Raw genomic sequence first — 15742 nt, 5'->3', positions numbered from 1 at the left:
CGGCGATGCCCCCGTAGGAACGGGCTTGCTACGCGATAGCGCCGGCGATGCCCTCGTAGGAGCGGGCTTGCCCCGCGATAGGGCCAGCAACCGCTACCTCTCAGTCCTGGGCGCGCTCAGCCTCGGCAAACGCCTGCTCGGCATCCCAGCCACCACCCAGCGCAGCAATCAACTGCACACTGGCCACCAGCCGCCCTTGCAACAGGGTCAGTACACTGCGCTCGTTACTCAGGGCAGTGGTCTGCACATTGACCACATCCAGATAGCCAATCAACCCAGCGCGATACTGGTTCTCGGTCAGGCGCAGCGACTCACGGGCAGCGTCCAGCGCCTCCTGGCGCACCACCGCCTCGTCGCCGTAGACCTTGAGCTGGACCAGGTAGTTCTCGACTTCCTTGAAGCCGTCGAGCACGGTCTGGCGATACTGCGCCACGGTCTGGTCATACACCGCAACGGTGCGATCGACCTCGGCGCTGCGCTTACCGGCATCGAACAAGGTCATGGCCAGCGATGGCCCCACCGACCAATAGCGGTTGGGCAGCTCGATCCAGTTGCTGAAGCTGCTGCTCGAATAGCCGCCACTCATGCTCAGGCTCAAGTCTGGGAAGTACGCCGCACGCGCCACGCCGATATTGGCGTTGGCCGCCATTACGTTGCGCTCCGCCGAGGCGATATCGGGGCGCCGTTCCAAGAGCTGCGAGGGCAACGAAACGGGAATCTGCGGCAAGGCCGGTATCGACTTGCTGTCAGCCAGGGCGAAATTGGCCGGGGCCTTGCCCATCAGCACGGCAATGGCGTTCTCGTACTGCGCGCGCTGCCAGATCAGGTCGATCAGGTCGGCCTGGGTGCTTTTGAGCTGGGTGCGCGCCTGGGCCACCGCATCCGGGCCGGAAACACCGGCGCGGTACTGGTTCTCGGTCATCTTCAGCGAACGCTCATAGGCAGCCACGGTGGCCTCCAACAAGCGCTTCTGCTCATCGATGACGCGCAGTTGCAGGTAGTTCTGCACCAGTTCCGACTGCAAGCTAAGGCGAATCGCCGCCAAGTCGGCAAAGCTGGCTTGCGCGCTGGCTTCGTTGGCATTGAGCGTCTCGCGCAGCTTACCCCACAGGTCGATCTCCCAACTGACGCCGAGCTGGGCGTTGTAGGTATTGCGGATGCCGCTGCTGTTGTTCGACAGGCTTGAGCTGCTACTGCCAGTACCTTGCGCCGAACGGGTCTTGCCGGCCGACAGGTCGAGGCTGGGGAACAGCGAAGCGCGGCTGCTGCGAATCAGTGCCGTCGCCTGGCGGTATTGGGCCTCGTACTGGGCAACGGTCTGGTTGCTGCGGTTGAGTTCTTCGACCAGGGCATTGAGCCCGGCATCGCCATACAGCTCCCACCAGGCGCCACGGGCAATAGCGTCGGAGGGATTGGCCTGGGTCCAGCCTTCGGCCTGCTCGAATTGCGCAGGCGTGGCCAGCTCCGGCCGCTGGTAGTCGGGGCTCAAGGTGCAGGCACTGAGCATCAGTGCGCACAGGCTGGCGCCGAGCAGTCGCGAGCCGCGGCCACGGCCCAGCTGCTGCAGGGCACGGTGAAGTGGGGTCTGGGCAAAGTTCATAGCGGGGTATCCAGAGCGGCGTCGGTGCGCACGCCGCGCCAACGGTTGAATCGGTGACGCAGGCGGTCGAGGTAGAGGTAGACCACCGGCGTTGTGTATAGGGTCAGGACCTGGCTAAACACCAGACCGCCAATGATGGTCAGGCCCAATGGCTGGCGCATCTCGGCACCTTCGGCGCTGCTGAGCATCAACGGCAGCGCGCCGAGAATGGCGGCGATGGTGGTCATCAGGATCGGCCGCAGACGCAGCAGGCACGCGCGGCGAATCGACTCCTCCGGGCTCATGCCTTGCTGACGCTCCAGTTGCAGGGCCAGATCGATCATCAGGATGGCGTTCTTTTTCACCACACCGATCAACAGGAACAGGCCAAGCAGCGAGATCAGGCTGAACTCGCCACCGGTGACGTACAACGCCAACAACGCGCCGACGCCGGCCGAGGGCAAGGTCGAGAGAATGGTCAGCGGGTGGATGTAGCTCTCGTAGAGAATGCCCAGCACCAGGTAAACCAGCACCAGCGCGCCAAGGATCATCAGTGGCTGGCCTTCCTGGGTCTTGGTAAAGGCATCGGCGGTGCCACCGAGCTTGGCGATCACTTCCTCGGGCAGGCCGAGCTTGGCCACTGCCCTCTCCACCGCGGCCATCGCCTGGTCGGGGCTGTAGCCTTCGGCAACGTCGAAGGCGATATCTTCGGCGGCGAACTGGCCCTCGTGGCTGACACGGTCATTGGCCAGACTGTTCTCGTAGCGGGCGAAGGCCGACAGCGGTACACGTGCGCCGTCCGCAGTGATTACCTGGACTTGCTCCAGGGTGCTCGGGTCCCAGGCATACTTGGGGTTGATCTCCAGCACGACCTGGTACTGGTTGAGGCTGTCGTAGATGGTCGAGATCTGCCGCTGGCTGTAGGCGTTGTTGAGCACGCTGGTGACCATTTCCATGTCGATGCCCAGGCGCTTGGCCTGATCGCGGTCGACGACCAGGGTCACTTGCTGGGTGCCGGCGCCATCACGGGCGTCGATGGCGGTCAACTCAGGCAGTGCGCGCAAGGCCGCGGTGACTTTCGGGAACCACTCGCGCAATGCCGCCAGGTCACCACTTTGCAGGGTATACAGGTACTGCGAGGTGGTCTGGTCGCGCCCGCCGCCGCCCAATTGCAGGTCCTGGTCGGCCATCAGGTAAAGCCGCCCGCCTGGCACCTTGGGCATTTCCTTGCGCAGGCGTTCGATCACCTGCTGGGCGTTGAGCTTGCGCTCGGCAATCGGCTTGAGGCGGACCAGAACCATGGCGTTGTTGGTACCGCTATTGCCACCAATGAAGCCGGCCACGCTCTGCACGGCCGGGTCTGCGAGCAGCGCGCGGCGGTAGACCTCCATCTTCGGCTGCATCACGGTGAACGACAACCCGTCGTCGCCGCGGATGAAGCCCATCAGCTGACCGGTGTCTTGCTGCGGCATCAGGGTCTTGGGCACCACCACGTACAGGGCGACGTTGACCCCGATGGTCACCAGCAAGCTGAGCAGGGTCAGGCGGCGATGACGCAAGACCCAACCCAGGCTGCGGTCGTAACCGGCGACCATGCGCTGGTGAACCTTGTCGCTCCAGCGTTGCAAGCGGTTCTGCTCCTGCTGGTGCGGGCGCAACCAGCGCGCGCAGAGCATCGGCGTGAGGGTCAGCGATACCACCAGCGAGACGATGATCGCTGCGGCCAGGGTGATGGAAAACTCCTGGAACAGGCTACGCACGATCCCGCCCATGAACAGGATCGAGACGAACACCGCAACCAGCGAGACGTTCATCGACAGCAGGGTGAAGCCCACTTCCTTGGCGCCGAGGAACGCCGCGCGCATCGGTGGCTCGCCGTTCTCGATATGCCGGGAGATGTTCTCCAGCACCACGATGGCATCGTCCACCACCAGGCCGGTGGCCAGAATCAGCGCCATCAGCGACAGGTTGTTCAGGGAAAACCCGCACAGGTACATGACCGCGAACGTGCCGACCAACGACACCGGCACCGCTAGGCTTGGGATCAGCGAGGCGCGCAGGTTGCCGAGGAACAGGTACACCACCAGGATCACCAGCACCACCGCGATCAACAAGGTGTGCTCGGCTTCCTTGAGGGTCGCCTTGATCACCGGCGAGCGGTCCATGGCGATGTTCAGCTTGACGCTGGCTGGCAGCAGCGATTCCAGGGCCGGCAGCTGCGCCTTGATCTGCTCGACGGTTTCGATGATGTTGGCGTTGTTCTGTCGGTTGATCACCAGCAACACCGCGCTCTGGTCGTTGAAGAAGCCGCTGTTGTAACGGTTCTCGACGCTGTCGGTGATCGTCGCCACATCAGACAGGCGCAGGATCGAGCCATCGCTCTGGCGAATCACCAGTGGCGCGTAGTCCTTGGCTTTCTCCAACTGGTCGTTGGCGCGCACCTGCCAATTGCGTTCGGCGTCTTCGACAAAGCCCATCGGCCGGCGCTGGTTGGCGTTGGCCACCGCCGTGCGCACTTCATCCAGCGACAGCGCGTATTGGTTGAGTAGCTGTGGCTCCAGCGAGATGCGCACCGCTGGCAGCGAGCTGCCGCCGATCTGCACTTCCCCTACCCCGCTGACCTGGGCCAGGCTTTGCGACAGGATGGTGTCGGCCAGGTCATACAGCTGACCCTTCTGCAAAACGTCGGAGGTCAACGACAGGACCATGATCGGCGCCTGCGATGGGTTGATCTTCTTGTAGGTAGGCATGCTGCGCATGCCGCTGGGCAGCAAGTTGCGAGTCGCATTGATTGCCGCCTGCACCTCGCGTGCCGCGCCATCGATATCGCGGCCTTGCTCGAAACCGATGATCACCCGGGTCGAGCCCTGGTTGGAGCTACTGGTCAGGGTGGTGACCCCGGCGATGGCACCGAGCTTGCGCTCCAGTGGCGTGGCTACGGTGGAAGCCATGACCTCGGGGCTTGCGCCCGACAAGTTGGCCGACACCACGATCACCGGGAAGTCCATCTGCGGCAGCGGCGCCACCGGTAGCAAGCCGAAACTGACCCCACCGAGCAGCATGATCGCCAGGCTCAGCAGCATGGTCGCCACTGGCCGGCGGATGAACGGGCCGGAGAGATTCATGCCTTGGCCTGCTTGGCGTCAGCAGCCGGACGCCAGCGGCGGGCCAGGCGGTCGAAGTACAGGTAGATGACCGGCGTGGTGAATAGCGTCAGCACCTGGCTGACCAGCAGCCCGCCGACCATCACCAGGCCCAGCGGCTGACGCAGCTCGGCACCGGAGCCGGTGGCGAGCATCAGCGGCACCGCGCCGAACAACGCGGCCAGGGTGGTCATCAGGATCGGCCGGAAGCGCAGCAGTGCTGCCTGGTAGATCGCCTCCTGCGGCGCCATGCCCTGATTGCGTTCGGCCTCCAAGGCGAAGTCGATCATCATGATGGCGTTCTTCTTGACGATACCGATCAGCAGGATGATGCCGATGATCGCGATCATGCCCAGGTCATTACCGCTGAGGATCAACGCCAGCAAGGCGCCGACCGCTGCCGACGGCAGGGTCGAGAGGATGGTTACCGGATGGATGTAGCTCTCGTACAGCACGCCAAGCACGATGTACATGGTCACCACCGCCGCCAGGATCAGCAGCAAGGTGCTCGACAACGAAGCCTGGAAGGCTTCGGCGGCGCCTTGGAAACGGGTCTGTACGCCAATGGGCATGCCGATGTCCTGCTGCACCTGCTCGATGGCCTGGACTGCCTCGCCCAAGGCCACGCCTGGCGCCAGGTTGAACGACATCATCACCGCCGGGAACTGGCCGATGTGCGAGATCGCCAGCTGCGCCTGGCGCTGCTCGATACGCGCCAGGGCCGAGAGGCGCACCTGGCCACCGTCGCTGGCCTTGACGTGGATCGACTCCAGCGCCGCTGGGCCGATGCTCGCCGCAGCCTGCGACTGCAGCACCACGCGGTACTGGCTAGCCTGGGTATAGATGGTGGAAATCTGGCGTTGGCCGAAGGCGTCGTACAGGGCATTGGTGATCTGCGCCACGTTGATGCCCAGGCGGCTGGCCATGTCACGGTCGATCACCAGGTAGACCTGTAGGCCCTTGTCTTGCAGGTCGCTGGCGACATCGCGCAGCTCGGCGCGCTGCTGCAGGGCCTGGACCAGCTTGCCGCTCCACTGCGCGAGCATGTCGGCGTCTGGGGAGGACAGGCTGAACTGGTACTGGGTGCGACTGACCCGATCTTCGATGCTCAAGTCCTGCACTGGCTGCATGAACAAGCGAATACCCACCAGCTTGTCGACCTGCGGTTGCAGTCGATCGATCACCTGGCTGGCAGTGACGTCGCGCTCGCCATGGGGCTTGAGGTTGATCAGCAGGCGGCCACTGTTGAGCGTGGCGTTGTCACCATCGACGCCGATATACGAGGACAGGCTCTGCACCGAAGGGTCTTGCAGAATGACCTTGCTCAGCGCCTGCTGGCGCTCGCTCATGGCGGTGAATGAGGTCGATTGCGGCGCTTCGGAGATGCCCTGGATCACCCCGGTGTCCTGCACCGGGAAGAAGCCCTTGGGCACGATCATGTAGAGGAACACGGTCAACACCAGGCTGCCAACCGCCACCAGCAACGTAAGCGGCTGGTGCTTGAGGACCCACTGCAGGCCCCGCCCATAGTGCTCGATCAGCCAGTCGATCCACGCGCCGCTGGCACGGTAGAAGCGGCTCTGCTCTTCCTCCTTGGGCTCGCGCTTGAGCAAGCGCGCGCACATCATCGGGGTCAAAGTCAGCGACACCACCAGGGAAATCAGGATGGCCACGGCCAAGGTGATGGCGAACTCACGGAACAGCCGGCCGACCACGTCGGCCATGAACAGCAGCGGGATCAGTACGGCAATCAGCGAGAAGGTCAGCGAGATCAGGGTAAAGCCAATCTGCCGCGCGCCCATGAGCGCCGCCTGCATCGGCGTCTCGCCCTCCTCGATGTGCCGGGAGATGTTCTCCAGCATGACGATGGCATCGTCCACCACGAAGCCGGTGGCGATGGTCAGAGCCATCAGGGTCAGGTTGTTGATGGAAAAGCCCGCCAGGTACATCACACCGAAGGTGCCGATCAACGACAGCGGCACGGCAATCGAGGGAATGATGGTCGCACTGAAGCGGCGCAGGAACACGAAGGTCACCATCACCACCAGGACGATGGCGATCAGCAGCTCGTGCTGCACGTCGGTAACGGCGGCGCGGATGGTCTGGGTGCGGTCGGTGAGTACCATCACATCGAGGCCGGCCGGTAGGTTGTCGGTGATCGATGGCAGCAGATCCTTGATCCGGTCGACCACTTCAATGACGTTGGCCCCCGGCTGGCGCTGGATATTGAGCAGCACCGCCTGGCTCTCGTTGGCCCAGGCCGCCAGGCGCTCGTTTTCGGCACCATCGACGATTTCGGCGACGTCCTTCAGCCGCAGCGGCGCGCCATTGGTGTAGGCGAGGATGAGGTTGGCGTATTCCTCGGGCGAGCGCAGCTGGTCGTTGGCATCGAGCATCGACACCCGGGTCGGGCCGTCGAAGTTGCCCTTGGGCTGGTTGACGTTGGAGGCGCCGATCAAGGTGCGCACGTCATCCAGGTTCAAGCCATTGGCAGCCAGGGCGTCGACGTTGACCTTGATCCGCACTGCCTGGCGCTGGCCGCCAGCGATGCTGACCATGCCCACGCCGCTGATCTGGGCGAGCTTTTGCGCTACCCGGGTATCGACCAGGTCGTTGAGCTTGGGCAACGGCATGGTCTTGGACGAGATGGCCAGGGTCAGCACCGGGGTATCGGCCGGGTTGACCTTGTTGTACACCGGGGGGGCCGGCAGGTCGCTGGGCAATAGGTTGCTGGCGGCGTTGATCGCTGCCTGCACCTGCTGCTCGGCGACGTCCATGTTCATGTCCAGGCTAAAGCGCAGGGTCAGCACCGAGGCGCCGCCGGAGCTGGTCGAAGCCATCTGGGTCAGGCCTGGCATCTGGCCGAACTGGCGCTCGAGGGGCGCGGTAACCGCACTGGTCATCACCTGCGGACTGGCACCGGGATACAGGGTCATGACCCGTATAGTCGGGTAGTCGACCTGGGGCAAGGCCGCGACTGGCAGCAGCTTGTAGGCGATCAGGCCGGCCAGGACGATGGCCAGCATGCTCAGCGTGGTGGCGACCGGCCGCAGGATGAACAGGCGCGAGAGGTTCATGCGCCCGCCTTGTCCGACTTACCGGCCTCGATCGCGCCATTGGCGTCCTGGCCTTGCAAATGCTGACCGGGGGTGGTCGGCACTTGCGAGCTGTCTTCGACCACTTCGACCTTGCTGCCTTCGCGCAGGCGGTCGGTGCCTTCCAGCACCAATCGATCACCGGCAGCCAGGCCTTCGAGGATTACACTGCGTTCGCCATCGCTGGCACCGACCTTGAGCTTGCGCACATTGACCGTGTTCTGTTCGTTGACCACGTAGGCGAAGGTGCCTTCATTACCGAACTGGATCGCCGCGGCCGGCGCCAAGACCACCTGTTTGAGGGTATCGGCAAGCAGGCGCACGTTGACGAACTGATTGGGGAACAGGGCCTGGTCCTTGTTTTCGAAGCGGCCCTTGAACTTGAGGGTGCCGGTGGTGGTGTCGATCTGGTTATCCAGGCTGCCGAGCACACCGGTGGCCTGCAATTTGCTGTCGCCACGGTCCCAGGCCTCGACGGGTAACGCCGCGCCGCTGCGGTAGCGCTCGAGCACGGTGCTCAGCTCGGTTTCCGGCAGAGTGAAGGCGACGCTGATCGGCTCGGTCTGGGTGATGACCACCAGTGCAGTGGTGTCATTGGCAGCAACCAGGTTGCCCAGGTCGAGCTGACGCAGGCCCAGGCGCCCGTTGATCGGTGCGCGGATCTGGGTGAATTCGAGGTTCAGTCGGGCATCGCTTACCGCTGCCTGGTTGGTCTTGACCAAGCCCTGGAACTGCGCCACCTGTGCTTCGGCGGTGTCCAGGGTTTGCTTGGCGATGCTGTCTTCAGCGTACAGGCCTTTATAGCGCGCCACGTCGACCTGGGCGTTCTTCAACTGCGCCTGGTTTTGCGCCAGCGTGCCTTCGGCCTGCTGCAAGGCGATGCGGTAGCTGCGCGGATCGATCTCGGCGAGCAGGTCGCCAGCCTTGACCTGCTGACCTTCCTTGAAGTGGATCTTGACCAGCTCACCGGCAACGCGGCTGCGCACATTGACCGTGTTGTTCGCCGTGACCGTGCCCAACGCCTTGTAATACAGCGGGAAGTCGCCGACCTGCACCGGTTCGACTCGCACCGGCACCGCCTCGGTCGAGCCACCAAAGCCTGGGCGGCCATTTTTCCCCATGCGCCCGGCCGGTTCCTTGGAGGTCGACGCAGCGGGCCACAGCCACCAGGCCAGCAAGGCCACCAGTAGCAGGATCAGCAGGCCGATGAGCCAGCGACGAGGGGAGCGGGAGACGGAAGCTTGCATGGGTTGAACGAACCTTGTTCGGAAACGGCGACGTGGGAGGGTGAACGATAAGCATTGAGACCGGTTTAGCAAAGCGGCTTTACCAGGCATTTACCTTTGGCTGACGTTGCTAAAACGATGAACTTTAAATGAAAACGGCCTGGAAATCGTTCCAGGCCGTTTCAGGGTGTTGCTGTTGGGGCCGCTGTGCGGCCCATCGCAGGCAAGCCAGCTCATACAGGGGCTAAGTCGCCCTTCAGATCCGCGATTACTTCAGGACAGCCAGCGCTGCCTCGTAGTTCGGCTCTTCAGCGATCTCGCCAACCAGCTCGCTATGCAGGACTTTGTCGTTCTCGTCCAGCACTACGACCGCGCGGGCAGCCAGGCCAGCCAGCGGGCCGTCAGCAATGGCCACGCCGTAGTTCTCGAGGAACTCCCGACCACGCAGGGTCGACAGGTTCTTGACGTTTTCCAGGCCTTCGGCACCGCAGAAACGCGCTTGGGCGAACGGCAGGTCAGCCGACACGCACAGCACCACGGTGTTGGCCAGGTCATTGGCCTGGGCGTTGAACTTGCGTACCGAGGTAGCGCAGGTTGGGGTATCGACGCTTGGGAAGATGTTCAGCACCTTGCGCTTGCCGGCGAAGTCCTTCAGCGACTGGTCAGACAGGTCTGCACCAACCAGCGAGAAGGCGGGAGCCTGGGCGCCGGCCTTCGGCAGGACACCTTTGACCTGAACTGGGTTGCCTTTGAGGGTCACTTGAGCCATGAGCGTAATCCTTATACGGGGTTTGGAAAGGACACTGAGTTAAGCATGAAGCTGCGCCCAAGCCTATGGCCGCACATAAAAATGTCCGGGTGGCGACAGCCGACCCGGACATTTCTTACAACAATAACGCGATCAGCCCAGCAAGCTGTCTACCAGCGAGTAGACCACCGAGGTAATGGCGACCAGACCCACCACCACCACGAACACATTGGACATCGCGCCACTGTACTTGCGCATCGACGGCACTTTGCGGATGGCGTACATCGGCATCAGGAACAGCAGCACGGCGATGATCGGCCCGCCGAGCGATTCGATCATGCCCAGGATGCTCGGGTTGAGCGTGGCGACGATCCAGCACACCACCAGCATCAGCGCGGCGACCATGCGGTCCAGGGCCTTGGCACCTGGACGCAGGCCGGCCTTGCTGATGATGCCTTTAAGGCCTTCGCTGGCGCCAATGTAGTGGCCCAGGAACGACTTGGCGATGGCAATGAAGGCAATCAATGGCGCGGCAAAGGCGATGGTCGGATTGCTGAAATGGTTGGCCAGGTACGACAGGATCGACAAGTTCTGCGCCTTGGCTTCAGCCAGTTGCGCGCTGTCCAGGGTCAGTACGCAGCTGAACACGAAGAACAGCACCATGGCCACCATCAGCAGGTGGGCACGCGACAGGATCTGCCCGCTGCGCTGATCGGCATGCTCGCCATAGCGACGTTTCTGGTCGACGGCGAACGCCGAGATGATCGGCGAGTGGTTGAAGGAGAACACCATCACCGGAATCGCCAGCCACACGGTGTGCAGGAAGGCCGAGCCAGACGGCACCTGCATGGCGGTGTCGAGGATGCCGCCACTCCAGTGCGGCACCAGGTACAGCGCCAGCAGCGCCAGGGCAACGATGAACGGGTAGACCAGCAGGCTCATGACCTTGACCGTGGCCTGCTCGCCGCAGCGCACGATCGCCAGCAGGCCCAGGATCAACACGAACGACAGCAGCGCGCGCGGTGGCGGGGTCATGTGCAGTTGGTGCTGCATGAAGCTGGTGACCGTGTTGGTCAACGCCACGCTGTAGATCAGCAGGATCGGGAAGATGGCAAAGAAGTACAGGATGGTGATCAGTGCACCGGCCTTGATGCCGAAATGCTCTTCGACCACCTCGGTGATGTCGCCGCTGCGCCCGGACAGGACAAAGCGGGTCAGGCCGCGGTGAGCGTAGTAAGTCATGGGGAATGCGAGGATAGCGAGGATCAGTAGCGGCCAGAAGCCGCCCAGGCCTGCGTTGATCGGCAGGAACAGGGTTCCGGCGCCGATAGCCGTGCCAAACAGGCCCAGCATCCAGGTAGTGTCTTGACGCGACCAGCTGTCGAGGACGGCGGGGGACGATTGTTCGAAGCGTTGTTCAACGCCTTGGGCCTGCTCATTCATTCCGGGTGCAACTCCACTCGCAAGACTGCAACAGGCTGAGAGTGGCGAAACAGAGGGATCGCACACCTCAACCGAAAAGAGGGGCGCGATTGTGCACTGAAAGGTTGCACTTGCGAAGCCCCGCCCGAGGGACGGTTGCACCTTTTACGTGTACGAATCGGGGATCTGCAATGTCATGGGTGTGGGAGCGGGCTTGCCCCGCGATAACGATCTGGCCGACAGCACTCGGCTACCGACCAGAACGCAATCCTATCAACCTTGCTGAACCGCGGCGAACGCCTCGGCAACACGGCGCAGGTTGTCTGGGCGCAGCCCCGACATGCAGACCCGGCCGCTGTCGATCAGGTAAACGCCGAACTCGTCGCGCAGACGGCGCACTTGCTCGACGTTGAAGCCGGTGTAGCTAAACATGCCACGCTGCTCGAGGAAGAACTGGAAGTCCTGACCTGGCAACAGCTCGCCGAGCAGATCGACCAGGCCCTGGCGCATTTGCAGGATACGCTTGCGCATCACTTCGACTTCCGCCGCCCACTGGGCATTGAGCCCGGCATCGCCCAGTACGCCTGCTACCAACTGCGCACCAAATGCCGGTGGGCTGGAGTAGTTGCGGCGCACAGTGGCCTTGAGCTGACCCAACACGCTCTGCGCGGTCGCCTGGTCATCACAGACCACCGACAGCCCCCCTACCCGCTCGCCATACAGCGAGAAGATTTTCGAGAACGAGTTGCTGACCAGGCACGGCACACCGGCACGGGCCATTTCGCGAATGGCGTAGGCGTCTTCAACCAGGCCTTCGCCAAAGCCTTGATAGGCGATATCGAGGAACGGAATCAGCTCACGCGCCTTGACCACTTCGACCACTTGCTGCCATTGGCTCTGGTCCAGGTCGACACCGGTCGGGTTGTGGCAGCACGGGTGCAGCAGCACCACGCTGTTTGGCGCCAAGGTCTGCAGGGTTGCCAGCATGCCGGCAAAGTCCACCCCACGGGTGCTCGCATCGAAGTACGGGTAGGTGTTGACCTTGAAACCTGCACCTTCGAAGATGGCCCGGTGGTTGTCCCAGGTCGGATTGCTCACCCAGACTTCGGACTGCGGGAAGTAGCGCTTGAGGAAGTCGGCGCCGACTTTCAGCGCACCAGAACCACCGACTGTCTGCACGGTGGCCACCCGCCCGCCAGTGACGGCCGGATGATCGCTACCGAACAGCAGTGCCTGGATCGCTTGGCGGTAGCTGGCCAGGCCTTCCATCGGCAGGTACAGCGAAGCTTCATGGGGCTGACCGGCCAGGCGCTTTTCCACCTCGGCCACGGCCGCCAGCTGCGGCACGACGCCGGCCTCATCGTAGTACAGGCCGATACTCAGGTTGACCTTGTCGGCACGCGGGTCGGCCTTGAAGGTCTCCATCAACGAGAGGATCGGATCGCCGGCATAGGCATCGACATGTTTGAACACAGCGCACAGCTCCTTGAATCAGGACAGTTCGGAAATGCTTGAGCGAGGATACCCGCAGTTGCGCCCAAGGAACATCACCTTGGTGCAACAGAGTCAGTGCAAGGCTGCACGACCCGCCAGGTGTGTCCCTTGCACGACTACTAGTAGGAGCGGGCTTGCCCCGCGATAGCGCCAGTTCAGCCAGCCATTGCCTCAAGCTCGTGCAACTCCTGCTCGGTCAACGCCACCCCTTCACGCTCAGCCACCTCGCGCTCGCGATAACGCCGCTCACCCGGCATGCGCGTCAACCCCACCGCCTGCATCTGCGCAACCAGCTCGCGGCTGCGCTGGGCAAAGCGATCACCCTCGGCCTTACTTGGGTCAATGACGATGATCAGCTGCCCAGTCCAAGGCGTCTTCGCCCCCGGATGACCGTTCCAATCGAACTCCCAGGAGAAGTTGCCGCCGGTCAATGCCGCTGCCAGCAGCTCGACCATCATCGACAGCGCCGAGCCCTTGTGCTCGCCAAACGGCAATAGCGCGCCACCTTCAAGAATCGCCTTGGGGTCAGTGGTCGGCTGGCCATTGGCATCCACCCCCATGCCCAGCGGCAGTTGCTGACCGGCGCGCGCCGCGATCTGCACATCGCCATGGGCCATGGCGCTGGTAGCCATGTCGAAGACGATCGGGTCAGTCCCGGCGCACGGTGCAGCGAAGGCAATCGGGTTGGTGCCGAACAGCGGTTTGCTGGCGCCATGGGGCACCACGCAGGTCATGCTGTTGACCACGCTGAGCGCCACCAGGCCCTCATCGGCGAACGGCTCGACATCCGGCCAAAGGGCCGCGAAATGGTGCGAGTTGTGAATCGCCAGCACGGCAATCCCGGCGCTGCGCGCCTTCTCGACCAGCAGCGCGCGCGCCGCAGCCAGCGCGGGTTGGGCAAAGCCACCGCCGGCATCGACCCGGACATACCCCGACGCCACATCACTGACCTGCGCGACGGCCTTGCCGTTGACCCAGCCACTGGCCAGGGTCGAGACGTAGCCGGGAATGCGGAACACGCCATGGCTATGGGCGCCGTCACGCTGGGCACTGGCGCAGTTGAACGCCAGCGCACTGGCGACTTGCTGGCTGCAGCCATGGCGCTCGAGGATCGCTTGCAGCAACGCCTGCAATTGGGCAAACGGCACGCGCACGACAGCGCTGGTGGAGGGTGCGGACATCTGAAGCTCCTTTCTTGGAATTATTGGAATCGCAATGGCAACAGCGTTGGCAATGACAAAAACTTTCATGCATGTGACAGCTATCTGTCAAATGTTGACTTGGTGACAGAAAAGATCCATTTTCTATTTCACGCCTCACCCAGCCCGGAGCACGTCATGAGCCAATCGATCAAGCAACGCCTGGAGCACAGCCTGCACAGTGCTGCCGCCTCGGGCCGCAAGATCGCCAGCTACATGCTCGGCAACCTGCACGAACTGCCGTTCCAGACTTCGGCGAGCATCGCCGAGAAGCTTGGCGTCAGCGAATCCAGCGTTGGTCGCTTCTGCCGCTCGCTCGGCTATGCCCACTTGAAGGCGCTCAAGCAAGACCTGCAAAGCGACCTGGGCGATGGCCCATGGCTGGTGGGTGACCGTTTGCAAGAATATCGCCAGAAGCACGACGACAGTCAAAGCAGCGGCAGCCTGGAGCTGGAAATCGCCGCCCTGGTGCGGGTGCATGAGTACAGCCGCACCGAGGCCTGGCACCAGGTTGCCCAGCGCCTGGCACAACGGCCGCGGGTGTTCATCGCCGGGTTTCAGACCGAGCGCGGCGTCGCCCAATGCATGACCCACCTGCTGCACTACCTGCGCGATGGCGTGCAGGTGGTCGACGGCAGCGCCGGGCACTTTGGCGAGGTCCTGCTTGGCCGCCCAGACCACAGTGCGCTGGTGGTATTCGAGGCGCGCCGCTATTCACGCCACGCCCTGATGCTGTGCCAGAAGGCACGCCAGGCGGGCATTCCGGTCACCCTGGTGACCGACACTTTCTGTGACTGGGCCGATGCCAATGCCGATGAGGTATTTCGCATCCCCACCGAGTTCAATCTGTTTTGGGAATCCACCTCGGCGATGCTGTCGTGGGTGCACCTGATGGTCAACGAGGTCTGCAAGAAACTCGGGCCTGATGTTGAAAAGCGCTTGGAAGCGACTGCCGCTCTACATAACGAGTTCGTCGGCTACACCTCGTGGCCGGCGGGAAAACAACAATAGCAAGCGAGCAACCCTAGAGGTGCAAGATGAACAAGACCATGGCTATGGTGGGTGCGTGCGCCCTGCTGCTGGCGGGGACTGCCAGCGCCGAGACCCTGCGTTTCGCCACTGAAGGCGCTTATCCGCCGTTCAACTATGTCGATGCCGACAACAAGCTGCACGGCTTCGATATCGATATCACCCACGCCCTGTGCGAGCAGATGAAAGTCGAGTGCACCCTGGTCGCGCAAGACTGGGAAGGCATCATTCCGGCGCTGATGGCGCGCAAATACGATGCCGTGGTCGCCTCGATGATCGACACCGAGGAGCGGCGCAAGAAGATCGCTTTCACCAACCACTATTACCGCACCCCGCTGACCGTCGCGGTAGCCAAGGACAGCCCCATCAGCGACGCCCAGACCGACTTCAAGGGCTACACCGTTGGCGCGCAGTCGTCCTCGACCCAGGCGATCTACGCCGAGGACGTGTACGCCAAGGCCGGCGCCGATGTGAAGCTCTACCCGACCATGGATGAGGCCAACGCCGACCTCGCTGCCGGACGCCTGGACGGCGTCATCGCCGACAAATTCCCCCTGCTCGACTGGCAGAAAAAGAACGGCCAGGACTGCTGCAAGATCCTCGGCGATGTCAGCAAGACCAAGGCCGATGCCGCCATCGCCGTGCGCAAGGACGACGACGCCTTGCGCGAGCGACTGAACAAGGCCCTAGGCGAGATCGTCGCCAATGGCACTTATCAGAAGATCGCCAGCAAGTATTTCGAGTTCGACATCTATAACTGATCACCTGGACATTTGCGTGGGAGTGGGCGTGCCCCCTCCACGCAAG

The 15742-nt window shown here is 63.0% G+C and carries 10 protein-coding genes; 2 read left to right on the top strand and 8 right to left on the bottom strand.

Features of this window, described 5'->3' with window-relative positions:
• Positions 1-100: 100 nt before the first annotated feature.
• The 8 genes from OIU19_RS00515 to OIU19_RS00480 all read right to left on the bottom strand — a co-directional run bounded on the left by OIU19_RS00515 (position 101) and on the right by OIU19_RS00480 (position 13888).
• Positions 101-1600, bottom strand: a complete 1500-nt coding sequence (locus tag OIU19_RS00515) for an efflux transporter outer membrane subunit (RefSeq protein WP_264232579.1) — start codon at positions 1598-1600, stop codon at positions 101-103.
• Positions 1597-4704, bottom strand: coding sequence for an efflux RND transporter permease subunit (locus OIU19_RS00510; protein ID WP_186557088.1), 3108 nt, complete (start codon positions 4702-4704; stop codon positions 1597-1599). Before OIU19_RS00510 ends, OIU19_RS00515 begins: the two co-directional genes overlap by 4 nt.
• Positions 4701-7799 carry an MdtB/MuxB family multidrug efflux RND transporter permease subunit gene (locus OIU19_RS00505; protein ID WP_264232578.1) on the bottom strand — a complete coding sequence of 1033 codons (3099 nt, stop codon included), beginning with the start codon at positions 7797-7799 and terminating at the stop codon, positions 4701-4703. Before OIU19_RS00505 ends, OIU19_RS00510 begins: the two co-directional genes overlap by 4 nt.
• Complete coding sequence (locus OIU19_RS00500; protein WP_264232577.1) at positions 7796-9064, bottom strand: MdtA/MuxA family multidrug efflux RND transporter periplasmic adaptor subunit; 1269 nt, start codon at positions 9062-9064, stop codon at positions 7796-7798. Before OIU19_RS00500 ends, OIU19_RS00505 begins: the two co-directional genes overlap by 4 nt.
• Positions 9065-9311: 247 nt before the next feature.
• Positions 9312-9812, bottom strand: a complete 501-nt coding sequence (gene tpx / locus OIU19_RS00495) for a thiol peroxidase (RefSeq protein WP_264232576.1) — start codon at positions 9810-9812, stop codon at positions 9312-9314.
• A 132-nt stretch (positions 9813-9944) separates the two neighbouring features.
• The gene (locus tag OIU19_RS00490; protein ID WP_264232575.1) at positions 9945-11234 is read right to left on the bottom strand and encodes a serine/threonine transporter; all 1290 of its coding nucleotides are present in this window, start codon (positions 11232-11234) and stop codon (positions 9945-9947) included.
• A 252-nt stretch (positions 11235-11486) separates the two neighbouring features.
• Positions 11487-12686 carry an amino acid aminotransferase gene (locus OIU19_RS00485; RefSeq protein WP_264232574.1) on the bottom strand — a complete coding sequence of 400 codons (1200 nt, stop codon included), beginning with the start codon at positions 12684-12686 and terminating at the stop codon, positions 11487-11489.
• A gap of 176 nt (positions 12687-12862) precedes the next feature.
• Complete coding sequence (locus OIU19_RS00480; protein WP_186557078.1) at positions 12863-13888, bottom strand: Ldh family oxidoreductase; 1026 nt, start codon at positions 13886-13888, stop codon at positions 12863-12865.
• A gap of 156 nt (positions 13889-14044) precedes the next feature.
• Between OIU19_RS00480 and OIU19_RS00475 the strand changes: the two genes are divergently transcribed.
• A complete protein-coding gene (locus OIU19_RS00475; RefSeq protein WP_186557077.1) occupies positions 14045-14917 on the top strand; it encodes a MurR/RpiR family transcriptional regulator in 873 nt (290 codons plus the stop codon).
• A gap of 26 nt (positions 14918-14943) precedes the next feature.
• The gene (locus OIU19_RS00470) at positions 14944-15696 is read left to right on the top strand and encodes a transporter substrate-binding domain-containing protein (protein ID WP_264232573.1); all 753 of its coding nucleotides are present in this window, start codon (positions 14944-14946) and stop codon (positions 15694-15696) included.
• Positions 15697-15742: the final 46 nt, after the last annotated feature.

It is taken from the genome of Pseudomonas sp. BT-42-2, assembly GCF_025847435.2.
In the GTDB taxonomy this organism is placed as follows: Bacteria; Pseudomonadota; Gammaproteobacteria; order Pseudomonadales; family Pseudomonadaceae; genus Aquipseudomonas; species Aquipseudomonas urmiensis.
The sequence above is the reverse complement of the archived record's forward strand: the minus strand, read 5'-3'. Positions and strand labels throughout refer to the sequence as shown.

Bases quoted from the DNA above. Each gene is read 5' to 3' on its own strand.
- tpx (WP_264232576.1), bottom strand. From the start codon at position 9,812: ATGGCTCAAGTGACCCTCAAAGGCAACCCAGTTCAGGTCAAAGGTGTC.
- OIU19_RS00490 (WP_264232575.1), bottom strand. From the start codon at position 11,234: ATGAATGAGCAGGCCCAAGGCGTTGAACAACGCTTCGAACAATCGTCC.
- OIU19_RS00515 (WP_264232579.1), bottom strand. From the start codon at position 1,600: ATGAACTTTGCCCAGACCCCACTTCACCGTGCCCTGCAGCAGCTGGGC.
- OIU19_RS00480 (WP_186557078.1), bottom strand. From the start codon at position 13,888: ATGTCCGCACCCTCCACCAGCGCTGTCGTGCGCGTGCCGTTTGCCCAA.
- OIU19_RS00510 (WP_186557088.1), bottom strand. From the start codon at position 4,704: ATGAATCTCTCCGGCCCGTTCATCCGCCGGCCAGTGGCGACCATGCTG.
- OIU19_RS00500 (WP_264232577.1), bottom strand. From the start codon at position 9,064: ATGCAAGCTTCCGTCTCCCGCTCCCCTCGTCGCTGGCTCATCGGCCTG.
- OIU19_RS00505 (WP_264232578.1), bottom strand. From the start codon at position 7,799: ATGAACCTCTCGCGCCTGTTCATCCTGCGGCCGGTCGCCACCACGCTG.
- OIU19_RS00475 (WP_186557077.1), top strand. From the start codon at position 14,045: ATGAGCCAATCGATCAAGCAACGCCTGGAGCACAGCCTGCACAGTGCT.
- OIU19_RS00470 (WP_264232573.1), top strand. From the start codon at position 14,944: ATGAACAAGACCATGGCTATGGTGGGTGCGTGCGCCCTGCTGCTGGCG.